At 70.2% G+C, this 24,431-nt stretch carries 28 protein-coding genes and 2 tRNA genes; 22 read left to right on the top strand and 8 right to left on the bottom strand.

Annotated elements, in window-relative coordinates:
• Nucleotides 1–7 precede the first annotated feature (7 nt).
• The 17 genes from ACWDR4_RS38250 (at nucleotide 8) to ACWDR4_RS38330 (ending at nucleotide 12,109) form a co-directional block, all read left to right on the top strand.
• The gene (locus tag ACWDR4_RS38250) at nucleotides 8–394 is read left to right on the top strand and encodes a hypothetical protein (RefSeq protein WP_450415369.1); all 387 of its coding nucleotides are present in this window, start codon (nucleotides 8–10) and stop codon (nucleotides 392–394) included.
• Between the two features lie 16 nt (nucleotides 395–410).
• The gene (locus ACWDR4_RS38255) at nucleotides 411–653 is read left to right on the top strand and encodes a hypothetical protein (protein ID WP_450415371.1); all 243 of its coding nucleotides are present in this window, start codon (nucleotides 411–413) and stop codon (nucleotides 651–653) included.
• A 6-nt stretch (nucleotides 654–659) separates the two neighbouring features.
• Nucleotides 660–1,256 (top strand): head-tail connector protein, encoded by a 597-nt coding sequence (locus ACWDR4_RS38260; RefSeq protein ID WP_450415373.1) that lies wholly within the window; start codon nucleotides 660–662, stop codon nucleotides 1,254–1,256.
• Between the two features lie 11 nt (nucleotides 1,257–1,267).
• Nucleotides 1,268–1,717, top strand: a complete 450-nt coding sequence (locus ACWDR4_RS38265) for a hypothetical protein (protein WP_450415374.1) — start codon at nucleotides 1,268–1,270, stop codon at nucleotides 1,715–1,717.
• Complete coding sequence (locus ACWDR4_RS38270; protein WP_450415376.1) at nucleotides 1,717–1,914, top strand: hypothetical protein; 198 nt, start codon at nucleotides 1,717–1,719, stop codon at nucleotides 1,912–1,914. The genes ACWDR4_RS38265 and ACWDR4_RS38270 overlap by 1 nt, the downstream gene beginning before the upstream one ends.
• Nucleotides 1,907–2,644 carry a hypothetical protein gene (locus tag ACWDR4_RS38275; protein ID WP_450415378.1) on the top strand — a complete coding sequence of 246 codons (738 nt, stop codon included), beginning with the start codon at nucleotides 1,907–1,909 and terminating at the stop codon, nucleotides 2,642–2,644. Before ACWDR4_RS38270 ends, ACWDR4_RS38275 begins: the two co-directional genes overlap by 8 nt.
• A 76-nt stretch (nucleotides 2,645–2,720) precedes the next feature.
• Nucleotides 2,721–3,122 (top strand): phage tail tube protein, encoded by a 402-nt coding sequence (locus tag ACWDR4_RS38280; RefSeq protein ID WP_450415411.1) that lies wholly within the window; start codon nucleotides 2,721–2,723, stop codon nucleotides 3,120–3,122.
• Entirely contained in the window at nucleotides 3,122–3,631 is a 510-nt protein-coding gene (locus ACWDR4_RS38285) for a hypothetical protein (protein WP_450415379.1), read from the top strand. The genes ACWDR4_RS38280 and ACWDR4_RS38285 overlap by 1 nt, the downstream gene beginning before the upstream one ends.
• Nucleotides 3,632–3,644: 13 nt before the next feature.
• A complete protein-coding gene (locus ACWDR4_RS38290) occupies nucleotides 3,645–4,055 on the top strand; it encodes a hypothetical protein (RefSeq protein WP_450415380.1) in 411 nt (136 codons plus the stop codon).
• Nucleotides 4,056–4,235: 180 nt separating this feature from the next.
• Nucleotides 4,236–6,422: a phage tail tape measure protein gene (locus ACWDR4_RS38295; protein WP_450415381.1), complete on the top strand. Its 2,187-nt coding sequence runs from the start codon at nucleotides 4,236–4,238 to the stop codon at nucleotides 6,420–6,422.
• A gap of 15 nt (nucleotides 6,423–6,437) precedes the next feature.
• Complete coding sequence (locus ACWDR4_RS38300) at nucleotides 6,438–9,200, top strand: hypothetical protein (RefSeq protein ID WP_450415383.1); 2,763 nt, start codon at nucleotides 6,438–6,440, stop codon at nucleotides 9,198–9,200.
• A 12-nt stretch (nucleotides 9,201–9,212) separates the two neighbouring features.
• Entirely contained in the window at nucleotides 9,213–9,725 is a 513-nt protein-coding gene (locus ACWDR4_RS38305; protein ID WP_450415384.1) for a hypothetical protein, read from the top strand.
• A gap of 13 nt (nucleotides 9,726–9,738) precedes the next feature.
• Entirely contained in the window at nucleotides 9,739–10,002 is a 264-nt protein-coding gene (locus ACWDR4_RS38310; RefSeq protein ID WP_450415386.1) for a hypothetical protein, read from the top strand.
• A 67-nt stretch (nucleotides 10,003–10,069) separates the two neighbouring features.
• Entirely contained in the window at nucleotides 10,070–10,933 is an 864-nt protein-coding gene (locus tag ACWDR4_RS38315) for a peptidoglycan recognition protein family protein (RefSeq protein WP_450415388.1), read from the top strand.
• 40 nt (nucleotides 10,934–10,973) lie between these two features.
• Nucleotides 10,974–11,168: a hypothetical protein gene (locus ACWDR4_RS38320; RefSeq protein WP_450415390.1), complete on the top strand. Its 195-nt coding sequence runs from the start codon at nucleotides 10,974–10,976 to the stop codon at nucleotides 11,166–11,168.
• A gap of 9 nt (nucleotides 11,169–11,177) precedes the next feature.
• Nucleotides 11,178–11,444, top strand: a complete 267-nt coding sequence (locus ACWDR4_RS38325; protein ID WP_307627530.1) for a hypothetical protein — start codon at nucleotides 11,178–11,180, stop codon at nucleotides 11,442–11,444.
• Nucleotides 11,441–12,109, top strand: a complete 669-nt coding sequence (locus tag ACWDR4_RS38330; RefSeq protein ID WP_450415392.1) for a collagen-like protein — start codon at nucleotides 11,441–11,443, stop codon at nucleotides 12,107–12,109. Before ACWDR4_RS38325 ends, ACWDR4_RS38330 begins: the two co-directional genes overlap by 4 nt.
• 57 nt (nucleotides 12,110–12,166) lie before the next feature.
• On the opposite strand, the gene cyaB is transcribed toward ACWDR4_RS38330, so the two are convergent.
• On the bottom strand, nucleotides 12,167–12,721 hold the full coding sequence (gene cyaB / locus ACWDR4_RS38335) for a class IV adenylate cyclase (protein ID WP_450415393.1): 555 nt from the start codon (nucleotides 12,719–12,721) through the stop codon (nucleotides 12,167–12,169).
• Between the two features lie 17 nt (nucleotides 12,722–12,738).
• Nucleotides 12,739–13,593 (bottom strand): helix-turn-helix domain-containing protein, encoded by an 855-nt coding sequence (locus ACWDR4_RS38340; protein WP_450415394.1) that lies wholly within the window; start codon nucleotides 13,591–13,593, stop codon nucleotides 12,739–12,741.
• A 167-nt stretch (nucleotides 13,594–13,760) separates the two neighbouring features.
• Between ACWDR4_RS38340 and ACWDR4_RS38345 the strand changes: the two genes are divergently transcribed.
• The 3 genes from ACWDR4_RS38345 (at nucleotide 13,761) to ACWDR4_RS38355 (ending at nucleotide 14,746) form a co-directional block, all read left to right on the top strand.
• Entirely contained in the window at nucleotides 13,761–14,156 is a 396-nt protein-coding gene (locus ACWDR4_RS38345; RefSeq protein WP_450415395.1) for a DUF6415 family natural product biosynthesis protein, read from the top strand.
• On the top strand, nucleotides 14,153–14,362 hold the full coding sequence (locus ACWDR4_RS38350) for a hypothetical protein (protein WP_450415396.1): 210 nt from the start codon (nucleotides 14,153–14,155) through the stop codon (nucleotides 14,360–14,362). Before ACWDR4_RS38345 ends, ACWDR4_RS38350 begins: the two co-directional genes overlap by 4 nt.
• Before the next feature lie 153 nt (nucleotides 14,363–14,515).
• A complete protein-coding gene (locus ACWDR4_RS38355) occupies nucleotides 14,516–14,746 on the top strand; it encodes a hypothetical protein (protein ID WP_450415398.1) in 231 nt (76 codons plus the stop codon).
• Nucleotides 14,747–14,849: 103 nt separating this feature from the next.
• Here the strand turns inward: ACWDR4_RS38355 and ACWDR4_RS38360 are convergent.
• The 6 genes from ACWDR4_RS38360 to ACWDR4_RS38385 all read right to left on the bottom strand — a co-directional run bounded on the left by ACWDR4_RS38360 (nucleotide 14,850) and on the right by ACWDR4_RS38385 (nucleotide 22,480).
• Nucleotides 14,850–14,922 (bottom strand) — tRNA-Lys (locus ACWDR4_RS38360).
• A 120-nt stretch (nucleotides 14,923–15,042) separates the two neighbouring features.
• Nucleotides 15,043–16,578, bottom strand: coding sequence for an amino acid permease (locus ACWDR4_RS38365; RefSeq protein ID WP_450415400.1), 1,536 nt, complete (start codon nucleotides 16,576–16,578; stop codon nucleotides 15,043–15,045).
• A 106-nt stretch (nucleotides 16,579–16,684) separates the two neighbouring features.
• Nucleotides 16,685–18,724: a LamG-like jellyroll fold domain-containing protein gene (locus ACWDR4_RS38370; protein WP_450415402.1), complete on the bottom strand. Its 2,040-nt coding sequence runs from the start codon at nucleotides 18,722–18,724 to the stop codon at nucleotides 16,685–16,687.
• Between the two features lie 243 nt (nucleotides 18,725–18,967).
• Nucleotides 18,968–21,202, bottom strand: a complete 2,235-nt coding sequence (locus ACWDR4_RS38375) for a DEAD/DEAH box helicase (protein ID WP_450415403.1) — start codon at nucleotides 21,200–21,202, stop codon at nucleotides 18,968–18,970.
• Nucleotides 21,203–21,437: 235 nt separating this feature from the next.
• Nucleotides 21,438–22,004: a hypothetical protein gene (locus tag ACWDR4_RS38380; protein WP_450415405.1), complete on the bottom strand. Its 567-nt coding sequence runs from the start codon at nucleotides 22,002–22,004 to the stop codon at nucleotides 21,438–21,440.
• A gap of 125 nt (nucleotides 22,005–22,129) precedes the next feature.
• A complete protein-coding gene (locus ACWDR4_RS38385) occupies nucleotides 22,130–22,480 on the bottom strand; it encodes a metallopeptidase family protein (protein ID WP_369037246.1) in 351 nt (116 codons plus the stop codon).
• Nucleotides 22,481–22,584: 104 nt separating this feature from the next.
• On the opposite strand from ACWDR4_RS38385, the gene ACWDR4_RS38390 reads away from it, so the two are divergent.
• Together ACWDR4_RS38390 and ACWDR4_RS38395 are read left to right on the top strand one after the other, a co-directional pair.
• Complete coding sequence (locus ACWDR4_RS38390; protein WP_450415407.1) at nucleotides 22,585–24,201, top strand: metallophosphoesterase family protein; 1,617 nt, start codon at nucleotides 22,585–22,587, stop codon at nucleotides 24,199–24,201.
• Nucleotides 24,202–24,249: 48 nt separating this feature from the next.
• Nucleotides 24,250–24,322 (top strand) — tRNA-Glu (locus tag ACWDR4_RS38395).
• Nucleotides 24,323–24,431 lie beyond the last annotated feature (109 nt).

Here is a 24,431-nt window from a genome sequence, read left to right on the forward strand (position 1 = left end):
CCGCACGATGTCGACCATTCAGGCCCTCGGCGGCGACCGGCTGCCGAACTCTGCACGGCTGTCGCAGGCTCAGGCAGGCAACGGCGTCTCAACGAACATCGCCGACCGCGGAGGAGACGTCGCCCGGTCGGCGCTGCTCGCCATCACCACCACGGTCGGTGCGACGCCGACGTGCACCTACGCGATCGAGGGATCGGCGGACGCCACCAACTGGTTCGCCGTCTCCTACGCGGAGCCCGCCACCCCCGACACCGGGGCGGTCGCCGCCTTCAACATCACCACCGCAGGCACCACGCTGAAGATCCTGCGGCCCAACCAGCCGTGGCGGTATCTGCGGCTGGCGTACTCGGCCAACACCAACGTCACGAACACCGCGGACCTGACGGTCTTCTGAGAAGGGACAACTCCCCATGGCACGCGACGAGAACATGATCGCCGCCCTGAAGCGGGAGCGCGCCGGCTACGTGGCGCGCGGCGATGAAGAGCGGGTCCGGCAGGTCGACGAGCAGCTGGCTCACCACGGCTACGAGACCGATGGCCAGGAGGTAGGGCCACAGGGGCGGACGGCCGCACCGCAGCAGACGGCCGACGGCCCGGCCCCGGCGAAGAAGGCGGCGGCGAAGAAGGCCGCGGCTTCGCCGCCGGCGGAGTGATCGCCCGTGGCGCACGAGTACGGAGACCTCGCCGAGCTGAAGGAACGGCTGGGTATCGAGGCCGACGACACCACCCGCGACACGCCACTGACCTCGGCGCTGGCGGCGGCCTCGCGCGGTATCGACCGGGCGACCGGGCGCCGCTTCTGGCTGGACGCCGCGGTCGTGCAGCGCGTCTACCGCCCGGCCGGGCGTGTGGCGTGCGAGGTCGACGGCGAGGTGCTGCTCGTCGACGACATCGGCAGCGCCACCGGGCTCGTGGTGGAGACCGGATCCGGCGCATCCTGGACGGCCGTCACCGGCTACGAGTCGCAGCCGGACAACGCGCTCGCCGATGGTGAGCCGGTCACGGGGCTGCTGCGCGTGAACGGCGTCTGGGGTATCGGGACGTCGCGCGTGCGGGTGACCGCGAAGTTCGGATGGCCCGCCGTCCCGGACGACATCAGCGAGGCCACCTACATCCAGGCCTCGCGACTGTTCAAGCGCAAGGACTCCCCCGAGGGCATCATCGGCTCGGCCGAGTGGGGCGTGCGCAACCTGTCCCGCCGCGACCCCGATGTCTGGGCGCTCATCGAGCCGTTCATCCTTCCTGGCTTCGGATAGAGGGGGCGGCCGTGCAGATCTCCCTGGTCCGGGACGGCATCGCGGACGCTGCCCGTGGTGTCGTCCTGCCCGCCGGTATCGGGAAGCTGACGAGCACCAGCTACGTTCCGGACGCGGTCGTCGCCCCGTGCTTCTTCGTCGCAGAGGTCGAGGTCAACTACGACAAGACTATGGGCCGCGGCACTGACGAACTCCTGTTCACCTGCCGCGTGCTGGCCGGCCGCGCCGACGACCGGTCCACCCAGCGGATCCTGGACGCGATGCTGTCCGGTACGGGCGAGGCCTCGCTCAAGGTGGCCATCGAGGCGGCACGCGGTGCCCCCGGCGAGCTGGCCCTCGGCGGCGTGGCCGACGACCTGCACCTGCAACGAGTGCAGGGCTACCGCTGGTACGAGCACGCAGGGGCCACGTACCTGGGCGCCGAGCTGATCATCAAGGTCATCGGAGACGGGAACACCTGATGAGAATCCGCATCACACAGGCGATGCCCGAGGGCGCCCAGCTCAACGGCGAACCCTGGCCCGCCGAGGGCGAAGAGGCCGACGTGCCGACCGCCCAGGGCGCGCACCTGGTGGCCTCGGGCATCGCAGAGGAAGTACCCGACGAGCCGCCCAGGAGCGGCCGTAAGAGCCGGCCGAAGGGAGGCACCGGTGCCTAAGACCATCCTCACGAACGTGCGCCTGTTCGCGGTCGCCGCCGACCTGACCGCGAACTCGAACAAGGTCGAGCTGTCGGCGGAGGTTGAGGCGAAGGACTCCACGAACTACGCCTCGGCGGGCTGGAAGGAGAACCTCGGCGGGCTGGCCTCGGCGGAAATCTCCGGCGAAGGGCAGTGGGAGGCGGGCGACCCCTCGAAGGTCGACGACGCGTCCTGGTCGCAGCTCGGCGGGGTCGGCCCCTGGTCGATCAGCGCGAACAACGGTGCGGCCGTGGGTGACCTGGCCTACTTCACCAGCGCGCTCCGCTCCGACTACAAACTGTTCGACGCGGTCGGTGAGGTCGCCCCCTGGACCGGCACCGCGAAGAGCAGCTGGCCGCTGGTGCGCGGCCAGTTCGCCCACCCGCCCGGCACCGCGCGCACCGCCTCCGGTACCGGCACTGCCCTCAACCTCGGCGCCGTTGCCGCGGGCAAGCGTCTGTACGCCGCACTGCACGTGCTGTCGGTGGCCGGCACCACCCCGTCCATCACTGCCCGCGTCGAGTCCGACGACGCCGTCGGATTCCCCTCGGCCACCACCCGGCTGACGTTTGCTGCGGCCACCGCAGCAGGCGGGCAGATCCTGCGCACCGACGGGACCGCCATCACCGACACATGGTGGCGCATCGCCTGGACCATCTCCGGCACCACACCGTCGTTCCTGTTCGCTGCCACCCTCGGCATCGGATAGCCGCTCACCCACCCGCCCGGCCTGACCCGGTCCGGGAATCTCGCCATGCCCGGAAAGGGGGCCAGCCGTGCCCAAGATGGTTCTGCTCGCCGAGTACCTGTCGATCAACGCGAACGTCCTGAACACCTACACCAAGAAGGCGGAGCTGACCGTCGAGGTCGAGGAGAAGGACGTCACGAACTACGCCTCGCTCGGCTGGAAGGAAGTCCTCGGTGGGCTCAAGTCCGCAGAGCTGGGCTGCGAGTTCCTCCAGTCCTTCACCGCCGCCGAGCTGGACGCCATCATGTGGCCGCTCCTCGGCACGGTCGTGCCGTTCGAGGTGCGCGCCGACCAGGCCGCGGTCGGCACGTCCAACCCGAAGTACACCGGGAACATCCTCATCAACGGATGGAACCCGCTCACCGGGTCGGTCGGTGACGAGGCCACCGTGTCGCTCGGCTTCCCCACCTCGGGAGCCGTGACGAGGGCGACGTCCTGATGACGGGCGGCCCGCCGTTCGCCCTCGGTATCGAGACACACGACGGACTGGCCGCCCTGGTACGCGCGCTGCGGGCCGAGGCGGACGGCAAGCAGCTGCGCAAGGACCTCGCGAAGAACATGCGCGAGGTCCTCAAGCCGGCCGCCGCCGAGGCCAAGAGCGGCATCATGGCGATGTCCTCGGCGGGTTTGCAGACGGCGCCCGCGCTGCGCTCGGCAATCGCCCGGAAGATCCGCCCGGAGGTCAAGCTCGGCGGACGCTGGTCCGGCGCCCGGGTGAAGGCGTTCAAGACGAAGAACATCCGCAACTTCCCCAACGCGCCCAAGCGCACGAACCGTGCGTCCGGCTGGCGCCACCCGGTGTACGGGAACCGCGAGGCCTGGGTCACCCAGCGCGGAAAGATCGAGTGGTTCGACCAGGCGTTCGAGGGTCGCGAAGGAACCTACAAGGCCGCCGTCCAGCAGGCGATGGAAGACATGGCCAGGCGCATCGCGTCCCGAGCCCGATAGGAGAGCACGCACCATGTACCTGGTCTACAACCCCGAGGGCAGCGACGAACCGAAGCGCTGGAAGTACAGCCCGAAGAAGCTGATGAGCGTCGAGCGGGAGACGCTGGAGCGGCGCACCGAACGCAACTTCAGCCAGTTCACGATCGACGTCGTCAAGGGCAACAGCCTGTGCCGCCGCGCCCTGCTCCACATGTTCATGAAGCGCGACCACGAGAAGATCCGGTTCGAGGACGTCGACTTCGCCTGGGACGAACTCATCCTGGAGTACTCCAAGGGCGAGCTGATCCAGATGCGCGAGCAGGTCGCCGAGTCCGCGACCGGCGACGAAGCCTTCGCCGCGCTGGCCCGGCTGGACGAGCAGATCGCCGCCGCATACGAAGACCCGGAGGAAGAGGGAAAAGCGAGTCTGCCCGTCGCCGACTGAAGCGACTGGGCGACGGCGCGCACCTGCTCGGGATCCAGGCCTGGCAGTGGGACCTGCTCACGGTCGAGCAGGCGGACGCGTACCTCGACTGGCTGGACGCCTTCGAGAAGGCGCAGAACGAGGCCCGCGAACAACTGAAGAAGGGGCGCTGACGCCCCCTGCGGAAGGGGGCGGTCGGCGATGAGCGACACCTCGCTGGTGTTCAACCTGGTGGCCAGGGACCGGGCGTCCGCGACCATCGACCGGGTACGGGAGAAGTTCGACACGGCGGCTGCGGGGATCGGCGCCGGTGTCGGCGTGGCCCTGGGCGCGGGCATCGTGCAGAGCCTGAACGTGGAGGCCGCGAACGACAAGCTCGCCGCGCAGCTGGGGCTGGGTCCGGCGGAGGCGGCCGACGTCGCCCAGGTGTCCGCGTCGGTGTACGAGAACGCGTGGGGCGACAGCGTCGAGACGGTCAACCTGGCCATCAAGGGCGTGTACCAGAACATCGGTGACACCTCGTCCGCCGAGGGCGGGCTGGAGGCGGTGACCACCAAGGCTCTCGCGCTGGCGTCGACGTTCGACCAGGACCTGACGATGACCACTGCGGCGGTCGGCCAGCTGATGCGCACCGGTCTGGCCGACTCTGCGGACGAGGCGTTCGACATCATCACCACCGGCCTCGGCAGTTCGGCCGACAAGGCGGGCGACTTCCTGGAGACGCTCAACGAATACTCCACCCAGTGGCGTCGGGTCGGCCTGGACGGGCAGACCGCAACCGGCCTGCTCGCGCAGGGACTTCAGGCGGGCGCCCGGGACGCCGACCAGGTGGCCGACGCGATCGGCCAGTTCGGCGAGCGGGCACTCGCCGGCGGGGGCGCCGTCGACAAGGCCTTCGAGTCGATCGGCCTGAACAGTTCGACGATGGCGCAGATGATCGGGCAGGGCGGCGACTCCGCCAAGCTGGCCTTGCAGAAGACCATGGACGGGCTGCGCGGTGCGGGCAGCGAGCAGGTCAAGCTGAACGCTGCGGCTGCCCTGTTCGGCGACCCGGGCAACGTGCTCGGCGAGGCGCTGTTCGCGCTCGACCCGGCGGGCGCTGCGGCGGCTGCGGGCATGGACACTGCGGCTGGGTCCACCGACCGGCTCGTTGAGAAGGCCGGCGGCAACGCGGCGAGCGCTCTGGAGGAGTTCAAGCGCAAGGCGCTGGGGCGGCTGGCGGATGTGGCCGGCGGGTTCGTCGACTTTGCCATGAAGAACCAGGGTGTCTTCGAGCCGCTGGTGTACACGCTGATGGGGCTGGCCGGAACGGTCCTCGTCGTCAAGGGCGCGATGATCACGTACTCGGCGATTGCCTCCGTCGTGGCCGGCGCGAACACCATCATTAGTGCCTCCGCCTGGGGTGTGATCGGCAACTGGCTGCGGATGATGGGCATCGGCCTCATGGCCTACATGCGTATCGCGGCTGGCGCCGTGGCGTCCGCGCTGACCACCGCGGCGGCGTGGACCGGCTCAGCCCTGGTCTCCATCGGCACGTGGATCCTGGCCGTCATGCGCGCGGCTGTCGTGTCCGGCGCCCAGTTCCTGCTCATGGCCGCGCGAGCCGTCGCATGGGCGGCGGTCATGGCCGCACAGTGGCTGATCGCCATGGGCCCTGTGGGCTGGGTGATCGCAATCATCATCGGCTTGGTCGCGCTCATCATCGCGAACTGGGACACCGTCAAGCGGTGGACGCTCCAGATCTGGGGCTACGTCGTGGGATTCATCCGCAGCGCCGCGACCGGCATCCTCTCGGCGATCGGATGGCTGTCCCGGATCCCCGGACAGATCGGACGCTGGTTCGGCGACATGAAGAACGCCGCAGTCCGCAAGGCCCTCGACCTGGTCACCTGGATGCAGGGTCTGCCCGGACGGATCGGGCGCGCCGTGGGCGGCCTGGGGCGGCTGCTGTACGACAAAGGCCGGGACGTGGTCCTCGGTCTGTGGGACGGCATCTCCGGCATGGGCGGCTGGCTCTGGTCGAAGATCACCAGCTTCGTCAAGTCGAACGTCGTCGACGCCGCCAAGTCGTTCCTGCACATCGGCTCCCCATCCAAGCTCATGGGCGACGAGATCGGACACTGGCTTCCGCCCGGCATCGCCGAGGGCGCCGAGGGCAACCGCGGCGTCCTCGACAAGACGATGGCCGGCCTGGTCGACCCGAAGCTCGCCGCACCCGCGCGTCCGCTCGGCACCGGCATGGCGCAGTTCATGGGAGCCCAGGCCGGGGGCGGCGCGGTCGTCGTGCGGTTCGAATCGACCGGCGCGGCCGACGAGTTCCACAACCTCATGCGGAAGATCACCCGGGTCAAGGGGCGCGGCAACGTCCAGGTCGCCTTCGGGCAGTAAGGAGGCGACGCCGCCATGGTGTTCCCCCAGACCCCACTGGACGTACGCATCCACCTGTGGATCAGCGGCGCGTGGGTCGATGTCACGTCCGACGTGTACATCACCGACAGGATCGTCATCTCGCGCGGGCGTGCCGACGAGGGCGCCCGCGTCGACCCCGGCAAGTGCATGCTGACCTTCAACAACCGGCTCGGCAAGTACTCGCCCAGGAACCCGCTGTCGCCGTACTACGGACTGATCGGGCGCAACACCCTGGTCCGGGTGTCGGTGCACGCAGGCACGCCGTACCTGGACCTGCCCGGCGTCTCCACTGCCTACGCGTCCACGCCGGACGCGGCGGCACTGGACATCACCGGAGACATCGACGTGCGCGTCGACGCGCAGCTGTCGAACTGGCTGGACGCCGCCGACGGGCTGTCCACCACCGAGCTGATGGGCAAGCTCGGCAGCTCCAGTGCGGACAAGTCCTGGTTCTTCGGCGTGCGCAGCAACCGGCTCTACTTCGAGTGGTCCGCCGACGGCACCTCGGTCCTGGGCGCCAGCTCGACCGTGGCGCCCGTCGTGCCGCCCAACGGCAGGCTCGCCGTGCGCGCCACCCTGGACGTGAACAACGGGGCGGCGGGCAGGACGATCACCTTCTACACCTCCCGCACGGGCCTGTCCGGGACGTGGACGCAGCTCGGCGACCCCGTCGTGCAGGCGGGCACCACATCGATTTTCAACAGCACTGCTGCGCTACGGGTGGGCGTCGTGCCCGTCGTCATGACCTACCCCCTGGGTCGGGTCCTGGGTGTCGAGGTCCGCAACGGCATCGCCGGCAGCGTGGTCGCCAACCCCGACTTCACCATCCAGGACCTCGGCGACACCTCGTTCGCCGACAGCGCCGGCCGCACCTGGACGGTCAACGGCACCGCGTCCATCACCAACCGGCGCGTCCGGTTCGTGGGCGAGGTGCCGTCCTGGCCGTCGCGCTGGGACGTCTCCGGCAAGGACGTGCGCGTACCCATCGAGGCCGCCGGGATCCTGCGCCGCCTGGGCCAGGGCGCCAAGGCCCTCGACTCCACGCTGCGCCGACGCCTGCCGTCGTTCGCCCCGCTCGCGTACTGGCCGATGGAGGACGGCCAGAGCGCCACCCAGGCCGCGTCGCCGATCGCGGGTGTACAGCCGCTCACGCTCACCCGGGTCAACTGGGCGTCGGCCGACAGTCTGCCCTCGTCCAACCCGCTGCCCGTGCTCGCCTCCAGCGGCACCGACCTGCCCCGGATGCACGGCCGTGTCCCCGCCCCGTCGGGCGCCGCCCCGACCAGCTGGGCCGTGCGCTACATCTACCGCCTCGACACGGCCAACACCACGCTCCGGACGTTCATGCGCTTCCTGTCCACCGGCACCGTCGCCGAGTGGTACATCCAGCAGCGCAACGATCTGACCCGCATCTTCGGTCTGGACGCCGACGGGGTGACCGTCTTCACGCAGGACATCGGAACCGGCACTGACCTCTACGGCGAGTGGATCTATGTACGGTTCACCGCCACACAGAACGGCGGCAACGTCGACTGGTTCATCGCCTGGCAGGACATCGGCGGCGACGCCGGCACCTTCAGCGCGTCCTTCGCCGGTACCGTGGGCCGCCCCACCGGGGTCGCGTCCCCGCCCGACGGCTACAGCCCGGACCTGGACGGCATGGCCTTGGGCCATATCTCCGCCTGGCCCTCCAACACGACCGCCGCCTACAGCGGCGCGATTGACGCCTGGGCAGGGGAGACCGCAGGCGAGCGCATGGCGCGTCTCGCCGACGAAGAGAGTCTGCCCCTGCTCCTGCACGAGGCCGACGCCGGCCAGGAGCAGGTCGGCCCGCAGCGCCCCGACGCCCTGCTGACGCTGATCGAATCGGCGACCGACGTCGACGGCGGCATCCTGTACGAGCAGCGCGAGGTCGTCGGCCTCGCCTACCGGGACCGCCACACCCTCTACAACCAGCTGGTCGCCCTGACCCTCGACTACACCACCGAGGGCCACATTGCGCCGCCACTGGAACCGGCCGACGACGACCAGAAGGTCCGCAACGACGTCACCGTGCAGCGCGACGGGGGCGGCTCCGCACGCCGCACCCTGGACGAGGGGCCGCTGTCGACGGCCGCGCCGCCGGACGGCGTCGGCGTGTACGACGAATCGGTCACCCTCAACCTGTACGACGACGACCAGCCCGTCCATCACGCCGCCTGGCGCCTGCACCTGGGCACCGTCGACGAGGCCCGCTACCCGGTCCTGCACGTCAACCTGGCGGCGGCACCCTCGCTGATCGACGACGTCACCGACGTCGACTCCGGTGACCGGGCCACCATCGCCAACACGCCCTCGTTCCTGCCCCCGGGCCCGATCGACCTGCTCGCCCAGGGCTACACCGAGACCATCGGCCACCCCAACGACTGGGACGTGCAGTTCAACTGCACACCGGGATCGCCGTGGGTCGTGGGCGTGGTGGGAGACGCGGTGCTGGGACACGCCGACACGACCGGCAGCGAGCTGGCGGCGGGCGTCGACGACAACGACCTGAGCCTGTCCGTGAACACCACGTCCGGCCCGCGCTGGACGGTCACCGCGGCCGACTTCCCGTTCGACATCCAGGTCGGCGGCGAGGTCATGACCGTGACCGCGATCAGCGGGACGAGCAACCCGCAGACGTTCACCATCGGCGCCCGGTCCGTCAACGGCATCGCCAAGGCACACGCCTCAGGCGCGCCACTGAGCCTCGCCCATCCAATGATCATCGCTCTCTGAGGAGGCATCCGCGTGCCCAAGTACCCACCGGTCTACGCCGGCACCGCGGTGACCGCCGCCTTCCTGGAGTCGATGCTCCCGATCATCGAGACCAAGACGGCCACCGAGTCGGTCACCAACAGCATCACCATGCAGAACGACGACCAGTTGTTCGCCGCGGTCGAGGCCAACGCCACGTACAGCGTCGACCTGCACCTGTTCTACGACGCGGCTACCGCCGCGGACATCACGTTCGGCTGGTCTGGGCCGTCTGGCGCGGCGATGACCTGGGGCATGATCGGCGCCCAGGTCAATGTCACCTCGTCCGGCACGGTGCCGGACGTCACCATGCAGACCCGCATCATCTCGGAGGTGCAGGATCTCGGCGGCGGGGCGTCCACCGGGACATACGCCTGGGTCCACGGCACGCTCACGACGGCTGGCACGGCGGGGAACCTGAATCTTCGTTGGGCGCAGCGGGCGCTCTCAGCAACCGCCACGAACGTGCGCGCGGGCAGTCAGCTCAGCCTCAAGCGCACTGCCTGACAAGGAGATCACGATGCCTTTCGTCACTTCCCGCCGAGACAGCATCCAGTACGACGGCACGAACGGCGCCGAGATCGCGGGCACTTGGTGTACCGGGATCTCTTTCGTGTCCGATTCCGGCACGGTCCTCACGTTCAAGGACCGGGATGACCGCGTCCAGACGGCGAGTGTGAACGACTGGCTGATCATCTCGGGTGTCGAGGACGGGAACCCAACGGTCCTGTCGACAGCCGACTACGAGACGTACTTCGTCGAGATCCCGCCCATGCCGAGCTGACCCTCGCTCGCTCCGCCCCGCCGCCCCGCGCCATCCGGCCCGGGGTTTCGTCATGTCTGGAGGCTTCATGGCCTGGTATCCCGGGGCGACCCGGATGGAGCTGCAACCCGAGTCGGATGCGCAGTCCGCGATCCGGCCGACGCAGTTCATCGTGCATTCGCTGGCCGCCCCGTGGACGGCTCGCCGCACCTTCGAGTACTGGCGCGACTCCACCAACCTGGAGTCCCACTTCGGGCTCGGGTATGAAGGCGACCTCGCCCAGTTCATCGGCACCCAGACGAAGGCCGACGCGAACGCTGCCGCCAACCTGCGGGCCGACGGTACGGGCGCCATCTCGCTGGAGTCCGCCTCCAACTTGAAGGCCACCGACCCGTGGACGGACGCACAGGTCGAGCAGCTCATCAAGCTGGGTGTGTGGCTGCACGAGACGCACGCGATCCCGCTGCGCCTCTGCCGCAGCGCCGACGATCCCGGGTTCGGCTACCACCGCCAGTTCGCCGCCTGGAACCCCAACGGCCACAGCTGCCCGGGGGATGCCCGCGTGACCCAGTTCAAGACCGTCGTGTTCCCGGGCATCGTCGCCCGCGCGACCGGCACCACCCAGGAGGACGACATGCCCACCCCCGAGGAGTACGCCAAGGCCGTCTGGGCGCACAAGTTGACCTCGCCCACCGCGGCCGAGGGCACGGACCCGACCAGGCAGGCTGGCGTGTTCCTGGCCCACACGGACGCCAAGCAGGCGCGACTGCTGGAGTTCCTCACGGAGCTGCGGACGGCGGAGGCCGCGCAGACAGCGGCCGTCACCGCCCTGGCAAAGCTGGTCGGTTCCGGCGTCGACACCGCAGCGGTGGTGACCGCAGTCCAGGACGCCATCACCGACGCCGTCATCAAGGTCAGCGTCGACGTCACCGGGCCGGACGTCACCGCCTGACCCGCCCTTGCTCCAGCCCGCATTGATGAAGGGATCACCCATGAAGATCGCGAAGTATTGGAAGGCCGTCGTCGCCGGGACCGTCGCGGGCGCCGGCTCGCTGTCCACCGCGCTCGCCGACGACCACATCTCCGCCGCCGAGGGATGGCTGACGCTCACCGCCGTACTGGCCGCGCTCGGCTTCACATGGGCCGTGCCCAACCGGCAGACCAGCCGCACCCCGAACGGCCAGTAGGGAGCCACCTTGGACGCCACCACCATCGGCAGCGTGATCGCGCTCGTCGGCGTGCTGTCCGGCTCGATGGTGGCGTACCTCGGCAAACGCGGCGAGAACGCGACCGCCCGCATGAACTCGGAGATCGACCAGATCCAGGAAGAGCGGGACGGAATGCTCAAGCGACTCGCCGAACGGGAAACCCGGATCACGGAGTTGCTCGATCAACGCCACGCCGATCAGGTGGAGATCGCCCGGCTCCGCGTCAAAGTCGTTCAGTTGGGAGGCGATCTGTGACGCGCACAGAACGCGCGCTCGCTGGGCGTTGGCGGTGGATCGCCGTCTTCTGCTGGCTCATCGCCCTGTCCGGCATGGCCGTCATCGGATGGTCCTGGTACAGCCAGCTCGCCGACGAGGCCGATCGGCGCGGCAACGCCGTCAGCACCCTCGCCGGGGACGTGCGCGTCCTGCGCGCACAAGTCCAGGCCGCAGGCGAGACACCGAAAGCACCCGACCCGAGCCAGGCCGTCGAGGACCTCGACGACCGCACCCGCGTCCCCGTACCTATCCCCGGACCGCGCGGCCCGGAGGGCGACCCCGGATCACCAGGCCCCTCCGGGTCACCCGGCGAGGACGGCACGGACGGTGTCGGCACGGACGGACCGACCGGCGCCGCTGGCACCCCGGGCACTGACGGCGCTGCCGGACCACCGGGACCCGCCGGACCGCAGGGCGAACCCGGGCCAGTCGGCCCCCAGGGTGAACCGGGCGCCGCGGGGGCGGACGGCCAGGACGGCCGCGACGGGCAGACCTGCCCGGACGGCTATAGCCTCCAAGCCCCAGCCGACGACCCCGACGCCCTCGTCTGCCGCCGCGACGGCGCCCCCGATCCGGAACCAGAACCCAGCGGTGGCGGCCTGCTCTCCGCAGGCCTCGACCCCACCCGCCGCGAATACGTATGACGACGCCCCCTGCACGGTCATGACGGCCGTGCAGGGGGCGTTTCGTCATGCCCGAGGTCAGCGGCGCTGAGCGGCGACCGCGTCCGTGTACAACTCGCGCGTCAGGTCCTCGGAGCCGATGCCGAGTTCGGCGAGCACGGCGCGAATGTCGTCGAGGGCCGAACTCACGTCGTCCTCGTCGACGAGGGTCTCGATCTCCAGGAACGTCCCGCCGATCTCGGGGACGCGGACGAGCGTGGCGAGCATCTGCCGACCGTATGCCTCGAAGTCGTAGTTGCGGCACCGCTTCTCGAAGGCGATGACCGGCACGTGGCCAAGGCCACGGACGATCGCGTGCACCGCCTCGGCGTCCGTCACCTGGGTCTCGTGCTCGGGCTTCGAGCCGGACGCCTCGTCGACCGCCGCGGCCTTGAACGTGAGGACCGTGCGGGTTCCATCCGCACCGTGGACGGTACGCACGCGCAATTCCTGGTCGGACTTCTCCAGCGAGCCGTCAGGCCGGTCGTAGTAGGTGTCCCGGTACACCTCGACGCGGGCCGTCGCACGCTCGTCGAGCTGCCGCATGACCGCCTCCGGAGCCTGGACGCGCGCCTTCAACTCAGCCTCGATCACGGGCCGTTCCTCTCTACTCAAACCGTGCGCTGCGCGCCGTCGATGACAGCATCAAACATCCTCCGGAACCCCCGGAACAGGGGCCCGTGCGGCGTCTCCATCACCTTGTACGTCGCGCTCTCGTGACCCTCCCACCCGGCGTCGAAGGCGCTGACGAACATGGTGGCGTCCGTGCGGATGAGCCGCCAAGTGGGCAGCATGCGATACCGGTACACCTCGATGTCGCAGCCGTCGGCAAGCAACTCCCGCAGCCGGGCCTCCGTCAGGCGTACTCCGCCGGCCAGGGACTCGGCGGACTCCCCGATCTCGGCGGCTCGCCGGGTGAGCGCGTCGGAGTCCGGGTCGAGGAGCAGCACCCGGACGCGGATCCCTTTGCCGCCCTGTTCCCGCGGGAGGCAGGCCCGCAGGAGGCTGTCGTTCAACCCGATCAGGCCGAGGCCGCGCACGGCCAGCACGTCCAACTCCTGTGCCTCGCGGGCCTGCTGCTGGATCTCCTCGGCCGCAGAGTTCTGGGCTGCGTAGACGCGGACGACCTCGGGGAAAGCGGCGAGGTCGAAGGCGGCGCCACCGGTGCGCTTCTCGCGGCTCGCGGCGAGGCCGAGCAGGTGCCGGGCGTCGTCCGGCATGTGGAGGCCGTCGGCAATCCGCTCGTACACGTCGAGGCGGGCCACTTCACGGCGGCCGTTGATGATCTCGTTGACGCGGGCCTGTGTCATCCCGGCCGCGGCGGCGATGCGGGCCTGGCTGGCGCCGGCGTACTGCTGCACGTACCGGAACACTGCGCCCATGTCCCGTGCGCGCAATGCCTGTCTGACGTCGGCGCGTTCCCATGCCCAGGCGGGCAGTTCGATCGGGACGAGTGCGGTCGGCATGGCGCGGCCCCCGGATATCCACAAACGGGATGGAAAACCATCTCACCGTGAGATTACCGGTGGGGGATCGAATCCTCGCCACGCGTCACAAGATCCTGGCCAGATTGGAAGGACCCCGGCAGCCGGGCGAACGGCCCCGGGGCATGGCCGACTGGTTAGGAGCCGACATGAGGCAAGGTACAACCCATCCGCCCACGAGCGAAGACCTAGATCAATGGCCGCCGGACATCGAGGTGATGCGCGCCAGCACGGCCCTGCTCCTCGACCCCGACGGTGTACCGGAGGCCCTACCGCCGACAGGCGACGAACTGGCCACTCTCACCGTGACGCTGCGCGGACACCTCGAACTGATCGCCCCCGAGGTGGCGCGAGCAGCCGGCAGGCTCGACAAGGAGAGCATCCCCCGCTACTGCGCCATCGCCTGCGTCGGCGAAGCCCGCGGCAAGCTCCGCGCTACGCCCCGCCCAGGCCTGGGCGGGGACGTCGCCTACGCCCGGCGTCTCGCCCGCGTCCTCAACGCCCTGTGCGACCACTGGGAGAACCTCGTCGGCGTCCGCCCGTGACCGCCATCCTCCACGTGTGCCGCCACTGCGACGGCGTCATCACCGACCCCGAGGATGCGGTCGAGGTCGCCTACGAGCACGGCAACTCCGGACCCGGCCGGTCAGTGTGGGCCCACCGCGAGCACGCCGACCTCGTCGAGCTGGTCGACCCGGACGCCCTGCGGATCATGACCCGCATCTGGGCTGCTCGACAGCACGACACCTGAACCCTGAACCGCCCGCCCCGTACCCCGTGACCACCTAGGGGCGGGCGGGACCAGGCCCCGGCCGGGAACTGTGCCCCCGGCCGGGGCCGCCCCATGTGCGGGCTCGGTGAGCGCGGCACACACTGACGGCATGGCGATCCCGAGGAGGTGCGCATGAGGCTGGAAGAGAAGGAAGTCGACTGCCAGGTACGGCTGACCATTACGGGGACCACGGGCTCAGATCTCGAAGACCTCGTAAGCGTGGCCCGCAAACGCGGCAACACAGTCGACCTCACACCGCTGCCAAGTAACGGCGTTCAGATCACTGCAACGTTCGGCGAAGACGTGACGGGCGCCCAGCAACTCATCAACGGAATCGAGAAGCGGTCCGCAGGGCATCCATGATCGTTCGCCTCTCGGGCCAGCAGCGGGCCAGCTAACGATCACTCAGCCCCCCGAAACGGGGAGAAGCCCCAGCTCAGATCTGCTCTGAACTGGGGCTTCCTCGTAGACCCTGTGGGACTCGAACCCACAACCAATGGATTAAAAGTCCACTGCTCTGCCAATTGAGCTAAGGGTCCCAGCGATGTTGCTCCCCCGAGCATAGCCGGACCCGGCCAGGACTCCGATCGGGTATCGGAGACACGGCCGGGTCACTCCACGACAGGGCGGCGGACCATGGAGGGAAATGTGCGCCCCCGCTACGGATCGACCGGTTCGGGTGCCCCCTTCCGTGCCGCTTCCCGTGCCCGGGTCCGCTCGTGTTCCGGGTTCAGGAACCAGTACCGCGCCGAAGCAACCCACCACACCGCCGCGAAGCCCAGCACCACCAGGACGGCGATCGGGGCGTAGTTGAAGGTCTCCCAGGTGACCGGCGCGACCTGGGGCAGCATGAACAGCACCGTGATCACGGCCACCCACACCACCGACACCACCCCGATCACCCTGGACCACCGGCCCAGATGCCACGGCCCCCGCTCGAACGCCTCCCCCTTGCGCAGCCGCAGCAGTGTCGGGATGACGTACGCGATGTAGAGACCGATCACGGCGATCGACGTCACGGCCGCGTACGCCGTCACGTTGATCAGGTAGGGGAGGCCGAGGACCAGTGCGCCGAACGCCGCCAGCCAGACCGCCGCGACCGGGGTACGGGTGCGGGGGCTGACCGTGTGCCAGATGTGCGAGTAGGGAAGGGCGCCGTCGCGGGAGAAGGCGTAGATCATGCGGGAGTTGGCCGTGACCGACGCCATGCCGCAGAACAGCTGGGCGCCGATGACGACGAGCAGGAGGAGCTTGCCCGCGGTCGCGCCCACCGCGTCCAGCAGGATCTGGGCGGGCGGTACGCCGGTCGGGGACCCCAGGGCACCGTCGTACGACTGAATGGCGAAGGTGAAGCCCAGGAGCAGGACGAAGCCCGCTATCCACGAGGTCCAGATGGACTGGACGATGCCCTTCGGGCCCGCCGTGGAGGCGTCGTGGGTCTCCTCGGTCATGTGTGCGGAGGCGTCGTAGCCGGTGAAGGTGTACTGGGCCATCAACAGCCCCAGGGCGACCACGTACACCCCGCTCCCCCAGCCCGTGTTGTTCACGAACTCGGTGAACACGAAGGAGGCGGACTGGTGTTCGTCGGGCACGATCGTCAGCGCGCCGACGATGACCACCACCCCCACCACGTGCCACCACACACTGACGCTGTTCAGCAGACCCACGATGCCGACGCCGAAGGTGTTGAGGAGGCCGTGCAGGACGAGGATGCCGGCGAAGAGCAGGATCGTGCTGCCCGGGGTGACCTCGAAGTCGAACTGGAGGTTCAGGTAGGCGCCGAGGAAGGAAGCCGCCCCGAAGTCGATACCGGCGGTCACCGCGACCTGGCCAAGGACGTTGAACCACCCCGTGAACCACGCCCACGCGGCTGCCGTGCGTGGTGGGGCGAGCCGGTGGGCCCAGAAGTACAGACCCGCGGAGGTCGGGTAGGCCGAACAGATCTCGGCCATCGCCAGTCCGACGAAGAGGGTCATGAGCCCTACGGCGACCCAGCCCCACATGATCACGGCCGGGCCGCCCGTGTTCATGCCGAAGAGATAGAGGGTCAGGCAGCCCGACAGGACCGAGATGATCGTGAAGGACACCGCGTAGTTGGAGAACGCCGACATACGGCGGGCGAGGACCTGGGTGTAACCGAGCTGGGCAAGCCGTTCCTCGTCCGACAGCCCAGTCGTTGTGGCGTCATCTGTCATGCCCCCAGCAATTCCCTTGCTGGGGGTATGACATGCGCCACAGCAGGATTCACTTGGCCGGAAATATGTCCGTCCCCGCCCCTGCCCCTTGCCCTGGCCCCCGCTGTCAGACGTCCGTCGCGCCGGCCGCCAACTGAGCCACCTGCGTTCCCGTGAGCGCGCCCGCGTGGACGTGCACCTCGTCGACCGCTCCGGCCAGGTAGTCGCCCCAGCCCGCCGCGCCCAGCGACCGGCCGATCTGCAGCTCACCCGTCGCCGTCCAGCCGGGCCGGTACGACGCCCTCGCCGACACCTGCCCGTCGGCGTAGAGCAGGATCTCGTCGGCCTCGTCGTCGTACACGAGGGCGAGGTGATGGACGTCGTCCGGGGATGCCCACGCGCCCTGTGCGGTGAGCGTGAGCGGCTCTCCGTCCACGTCCGTCAGAGCCACCTCCCAGTTCTGCGAGGCCCCCGAATAACGCACCTCGGCAAGGGAGTTGTCCGCGCCCCGCACCGACAGCACCGTCATCGGCCGGTCCTGCGCCGCCGCGTCGATCCGTACGTGCGCGGCGACCGAGAAGCTGTCCCCGGCGGCGATGCCCTGGCCGTCCGTCGCGGCGAAGTCCCCGTCGCCGTCAAGGAGCAGGTGCCCGGAGCCGAAGATGGGGGACTGGCTCGGCAGGCAGTCCGGGTCGAGCCAGTCGCAGGGCTCGTCGTCGCGGTAGATCGTCGCGTCCCCGCCGAGCGTCAGCGGCTGCCCGCCGTCCCGCTCCGGGCTGCTGCCGCCGGCCGCCTCGTCGAGCGCCCAGTACCCCTCGCTCGCGGTGGCGCGCTTCGCCGCCCCGGCGGCCTCGGCGCCGACGACGATCCGGTCCCACACCCGGACGTCGGCCAGTTCCCCACGCCAGTTCCCCGCCTCGCCGGCCAGAGTGCGGCCGATCTGGAGGCTCCCGGACTCCGACGACGCGGTGACGTTCTCGGCCGTGCCGGCCTCCCGCCCGTTCACATACAGCCGGGCGGTACCGGCCACCGGGTCGTACACCCCGGCGAGATGCGCCCAGTCACCGGCTTCCACGACACCACCCCGTACGACCGAGCCGCCGACCCTGAACGACCAGGCGCCGCCCTCGGTCCCGAGCCCGAACCCGGCCGTCCCACCGGTGCCCTGGCTGACGGCCGTCAGGTCCGCGTCGGCCGACTCCGGCCGCACCCAGGCGCTCACGGAGAAGGCCTCGCCGGTGTCGACCGCCGGTGCGCCGCTCGTCAGATACGCGGAGTCCGATCCGTCGAGGCCGACGGCCCCCGTCGCCGAGGTCCGCGCAGGACCCGCCACACCGAACACGACCCCGCCGCCCGACACGGCAGACCGGCCGCCCGCTTCCGCCGAGGCCTCGCTGGACCCGGCCGCGTCGGCGAGCGTCCAGGCGGCGACGGGCGTACGGCCATTGCCCACCCGGAACGAGTAGGTGGTGGTCACGCTCACGTTGCCCGCCCGGTCGAAGGCCTTCACGTACAGCGCACGGGGACCGGGACCCTCCGGCATCCAGCGCAACTCGACCGGCCCGCCGGGTTCCTCCGGTACCGCCGTCTGTTGCGGCCCGCCAAGGAAGTTGTAGAGGTACGACACCGTGTCGTCCGACGTGGAGTCGACGGTGAACGTGCCGTACACGCCCACCCCGTCGTGCCACAGCTCGGTGTCGTCCGGGTACTCGGGCGACGCCACCGAGGGCTTCGCGGGCGCCTCGGTGTCGTACACGAACTCGCACGGCCCGCTGCCGCCGTCGGAACTCCACGGCCCCCACAGCGTGCCGTCGTTCGCCCGCACCCGCCAGCTCACCTCGGTGAACGCCGGCACGTCGGTCGGTACGGTCCAACTGAACGTCGAACCACTGGACTTGGCGGTCGTCTGGACCGTACCGCGCACCTGCGGCACACCCGAGGCGTCCGTCCAGGACACCTCGAACTCGGCACTCACGCGGCCCCCGTCAGGGTCGCGGAGAACCGCCTCAAGCGTCGGCCGCGTACCGACGTACGGCCGGTCCGCACCGCCCACGCACGCCTTGCCCCCGGTGGTCAGTTCGGACGGTGCGGGCTGGGACGGCGGTCTGTTCTCGGCGGCGGAAGCCGCCCACGGTGTGGCGACGACGGCCGACGACGCGAGCGCCACGGCGACTCCGCAGCGTACGAAGGCATGACGAGACAACGGATTCAATGAACTCAACGGATTCCCTCCCCCAGATCCGGCTCCCCGCCGGATCATCCGATTCGCGCCGGAGCGTAACAGCCGCCGCTGACATGGGAGTTGGGATTTTCGGCCGGTCGGGAAGGGCACGGCGACGGCAACGACGAAGGGCCCGTACGACCGAAGTCGTACGGGCCCTTCAACAACCAGTCGCCAACCAGTCAGTGATCAGCCGTTGCGCTTCCAGCGCGGCTTCTCGTCACGGCGGCCGAACGAGGAACCGGTGCCGGTGCCAGTGCCCGTGCCCGAGCCGGAGCCCGTGCCTCGGTGGTCGTCGCGGCGGCCGTACGGGCGGTCGTGGCCGCCGGAGCGGAAGCCGCCGCCGGTGGGGCGGTCGCCCTGGCGGTCGCGGTTGAAGGGGCGGTCGCTGCCACGGTGACCGGTGGCCGGGCGGTCGTCGCGGCGGAAGCCGCCACGGTCACCGCCGGCCGGACGGTCGTTGTCGCGACGGAAGCCGCCACCCGACGGACGCTCGTCACGGCGCTCGAACGAACGGCCGCCACGGTCGCCGTCACGGTCACGGTTGAAGCCACCCGACGGACGGTCGTCGCGGCGGAAGCCGCCACGGTCGCCGCCGGTGGGGCGGTCGTTGTCGCGACGGAAGCCGCCGCCCGAGGGACGCTCGTCGCGGCGCTCGAAGGAACGGCCGCCACGGTCGTTGTCACGGTCACGGTTGAAGCCACCCGACGGGCGGTCGTCCCGGCGGAAGCCGCCACGGTCACCGCCACCGTCACGACGGCCCGAGGGACGCTCGTCACGGCGGTCGAAGGAACGGCCGCCACGGTCGCCGTCACGGTTGAAGCCACCCGAACCCGACGACCGGTCGCGACGCTCGTAGTTGCCCCGCTCGTCACGCTGCTGACGCGGCTCCTCGCGGACCGGCGCCTCCGCAGCGGCGGCGGCCTCGACAGCGGCGGCCTCGGCCACTGCCGCCACCGCGGCCACGGCAGCCTCCGGGTCCTCGCCCCGCTCGCGGGCCGCACGCGCCGTCAGGCGGTCGGCCTCCTCGCGGAGTTCGGCGGCGCGGCGGGTGGCGCGCTCCAGCTCCTTGGTGAGCTGCGAGACCTCACGCTCGGCCTGCTGCGCGGAGTTGCCCGCGGACTCGGCCTGGACCTCGGTCATCGACCGGGCGCCGGTGATCTCGGCGACGTCCGGCTCGAAGGCCGCGCCGCCCTGGATGATGTGGCGCGAGGCGTCGACGCCCGCGTCCTCCATCAGGCGGAAGATCTGGCGACGCTGGTGCGGCAGGGACAGCGACACGACCGTGCCGGAGCGCCCCGCGCGGGCCGTACGGCCGGAGCGGTGCAGGTAGTCCTTGTGGTCGCCGGCCGGGTCCACGTTCAGGACCAGGTCGATGCCGTCGACGTGGATGCCGCGGGCGGCGACGTCGGTGGCGACGAGGGCGTTGACGTAGCCCTTCTTGAAGTCCTCGAGTACGCGGGTACGCGCGCCCTGCGTCATACCGCCGTGCAGCGCGTCGGCCTTCACACCGGAGTCGCAGAGCTGCTCGGCGATGCGGTCGGCGCCCAGCTGCGTACGGACGAAGATGATCGTGCGGCCCTTGCGGGAGGCGATCGCGGCCGTGACCGGCGCCTTGTCCTTGGGCTTCACGATGAGGATGTGGTGGGACATCGTCGTGACGTTGCCCTGCGCGCTGTCGACCTCGTGCGTGACCGGGTTGGTCAGGTAGCGCTTGACCAGCGTGGAGATCTCGTTCTCCATCGTGGCCGAGAACAGCATGCGCTGGCCGCCGCCGGGGATCTGGTCGAGCAGCTCGGTGACCTCGGGCAGGAAGCCCAGGTCGGACATCTGGTCGGCCTCGTCGAGGACGGCCACCTCGACGTTCGCCAGGGAGCAGGCGCCGCGGTTGATGATGTCGCGGAGGCGGCCGGGCGTGGCGACGAGGATGTCGACGCCGCGCTCCAGGGCGTAGATCTGGTTGCCCATCGACGTACCGCCGCAGACGACCTTCATCTTCAGGCCGACGACGTCGCCGTACGGCTGGAGCGCGTCCGCGACCTGCATCGCGAGCTCACGGGTCGGCGTGAGGATGATCGCGCGGGGCTTCTTCTTCTCGGTCTGGCCGCCGGTGAGACGCGCCAGGACCGGCAGACCGAAGGAGAGGGTCTTGCCGGAGCCGGTACGGCCCCGGCCGAGGATGTCCTTGCCGGCCAGGGCGTCCGGGATGGTCGCGGCCTGGATCGGGAAGGGGCTGGTCACACCGTTCTGCGCGAGCTTGCGCACGACGTTCTCGGGGAGACCGAGGTCGCTGAAGGTGACCTGCGGCTCGCCGGCCTCCGCGTCGGCGGAGACCTCGGCGGTGTCGGTCGTCTCGACGGCGTCGAGGTCGACGACCTCGTCGTTCTCGGGCACGACGATGTGATCAGTACTGGAAATGGACATGCGAATGCGAAACCTTCCGGAGTCTCGTCGGCACGCGCCCGTCAACTCCGTGATTTCGCAATTCGACCGCCTCAATGCGGTCAGCCACGGCAAGGGAGAGTACGCGCCACACGCGGCGCGTCTATTCAAGGCGCCAGGCAATGGGATCAAACGATCTACCACCATACGCACCCACCACCCCCTTAGGCAAACCAGCCCCGTCCTCGCAGGTCAGCACCCTCCCGAGCCCGCCTGACTAGGCAGGTGACCCGGCCTCCGGCGCAGGCTCCCGGGTCAGCAGTTGCGGCTGGGCCTGTTGTGGCGGTTCGTGCGCCGAGGACGACGGTTCCGCGACCGGGGAGGACGGCGGGGGCGGCGGCGGTGTGGGGGACTCCACAGGCGGCTCCGGCTCCGGCTCGGCGGTCTTCGTCGGCGTCGGCTGCGCCTTCGTCGGCGTGGGCTCCCCGGGGACGACGGGCCCGGCGCTGCCCCCGCCCGGCTTGGCGGGCGCGGAAGCCGGCACACTCCGCCCCGCGGACGGCGAGGCCCCCGGGGAGACGGGCGCCCCACTGGCCCCCTTCGAGTCCCCCTTGCCCTTCCCGTGCCCGTGCCTGCCGCCACCGTCGGACCCTCCGGCCCACCCGGACCCACCACCACCGGTCACCGCAGCGCCCCCGTCGGGCGCCTCGCCGCCCTTCTGCCCCGCGGAGTGGGAGGGCTTGACCCGGCCGCCGTCGTCGTCACCCACGCTCATACACCCGGCGGCAGCGGCGACAGCCACGACCGTGGCGGCCAGACGGACAGGTACATGCAAGGGGCGCACGGGCAGCCACCTCCGGTGGAGAGTCGAGGAGTCAACGTGCTCAACTCCCGTCGCCCACAAGAAGACACGCGCCCCACAAGAGCCTCTGCACGCCCCGACCCGCCGGCCCCACCCCCGGCACCCCCTCAGCCGTACCCGAGGGCGTGCAACCGTTCGTCGTCGATTCCGAAGTGGTGGGCGATCTCGTGTACGACGGTCACCTCGGTCTCCGCGACCACGTCGTCGCGTGTCTCGCACATCCGCAGGGTCGGGCCCCGGTAGATCGTGATCCGGTCGGGCAGCACCCCCGCGTACCACTCCCCGCGATCGGTGAGCGGCGTCCCCTCGTAGAGCCCGAGCAGCTCGGGATCGTCCGCCGGGGGCTCGTCCTCGACGAACACCGCGACGTTGTCCATCAGCCGCGTCAGCTCAGGCGGAATCCTGTCCAGCGCCTGGGCGACCAGTTCCTCGAACTCCTCGCGCGTCATTTCCAGCACACGCCCATTGTCCGGTACCGGTCGGCCGTACGGGGGCTACGGCCCCGGAGGTACGAGGGTCACCGCCCCGCATAGCCGTGCCGCACCTTGGGCATACGGGACCAATGGCACGCGTACCCGCCAACTCCCCGCACCCCAAGAACACCGGCACCACCACCCCCCGCTCCCTCACCCGCCCCCTGACCGCCCTCACCGGCCGTTATCGCGCCCGGCGCGCGCACCCGGCCGCCGAGCTGGTCCATCCGCCGCACCCCTGGACCCGCACCCTGGGCCTGGTCGCGGTGGTCCTTCTGGGTGCCTGGCTGGGGCTGCTGATCGTCGGCAACGTACGCGCGCCGGTCGGCCCGATGAACACGACCATGACCCTGCGCCCCTCCCTCAGCGGCGGCACGAAGATCAACGTCTCCCCGCTGGGCGCCCTGGAACTGAGCAGCCACACCGCGCCGGTCCGCCTCGACGTCAACGTCGACCAGCTGGACCCGGTCCGCGCCCAGGCCCTCGTCGACCATCCCGAACGCCTGTCCGGCCTCCAGGAGGAGGTGGCCCAGGACGTCGGCCACGGCACCCTCGACCTGGCCGTACGGTCCTGCGTGGCCGTCGTATCCGGAGCCACCGCCCTCGGCCTCGTGGTCTACCGCCGCCCCCGCCGGGCCCTGGCGGCCGGCGGCCTCGCGCTCACCCTCCTGATGGCGTCGGGAGCGACGGCGTACGCGACCTGGAACCCCAAATCGGTCCTCGAACCGAAGTTCTCCGGGCTGCTCTCCTCGGCGCCGTCCCTCGTCGGCAACGCGCGCAACATCGTCACCGAGTTCGACATCTACCAGAAGGAGTTGGCGCGCCTGGTGACGAACATGACGAAGCTGTACGACGTCACCTCCACGCTCCCGACCTACCAGCCGGACCCGGCCACGATCCGCGTCCTGCACGTCTCCGACATCCATCTCAACCCGGCGAGCTGGAAGATCATCGCGTCGCTGGTGGAGCAGTACAAGATCAACGTCATCGTCGACACCGGCGACACCATGGACCACGGCACGGCGGCCGAGAACGCCTTCCTGGATCCGATCCGGGACCTCGGGGCCCCGTACGTCTGGGTCCGTGGCAACCACGACTCGCAGCTCACCCAGCGCTATCTGCAGCGCATGAAGAACGTGCAGGTCCTGGACGAGGGCCGCTCGGTCACCGTCGGAGGGCTGCGCTTCGCGGGCATCGGCGACCCGGCGTTCACCCCGGACCGCTCGGCGGGCGAGGAGGACGGCGGCCAGGACCAGGAGGTGGCGGGCGACCGGCTGGCCTCGGCCATCCGGGACCAGCGGACCCTGGGCACACCGGTCGACATCGCGATGGTGCACGAGCCGGACGCGGCCCGGCGGACGGACGGCGTGGTCCCGCTCGTCCTGGCCGGGCACCTCCACCACGCGGAGATGGAGGTCATGAAGAAGGGCACCCGGCTGCGTATCGAGGGCTCGACGGGCGGCAGCGGGCTGCGCGCGCTGGAGAAGCGGAACCCGGACCAGATCGAGACGTCCGTCCTCTACTTCGACCGCGACACCCGCCGCCTCCAGGCCTGGGACGAGATCAAACTGGGCGGCCTCGGACTGACGACGGCGGAGGTCAGCCGCCATCTCCCGAAGGAGAACCAGCCGGGCGCGACACCGGTCCCGTCACCGACACCTTCGCCCTCACCGTCCTCCTCACCCGCGTCCACCCCACCCCCGTAAACCGTTTTGGCGAACCTCCCCGCCATCACCTATGCTTCTCGCGGCCCCGCCCTCATCGTCTAGCGGCCTAGGACGCCGCCCTTTCAAGGCGGTAGCACGGGTTCGAATCCCGTTGGGGGCACTTGTAAGTACGGTTGGGTGCGCCACGAGGCGCCATGTGACCGGGTGGGGGTGCGAGACCTCCACCGCCGGGCCGTCGCAGCGGCTGGGTAGAAGCTGAGGGCAGTCTG

The organism is Streptomyces sp. NPDC000878 (assembly GCF_053599695.1).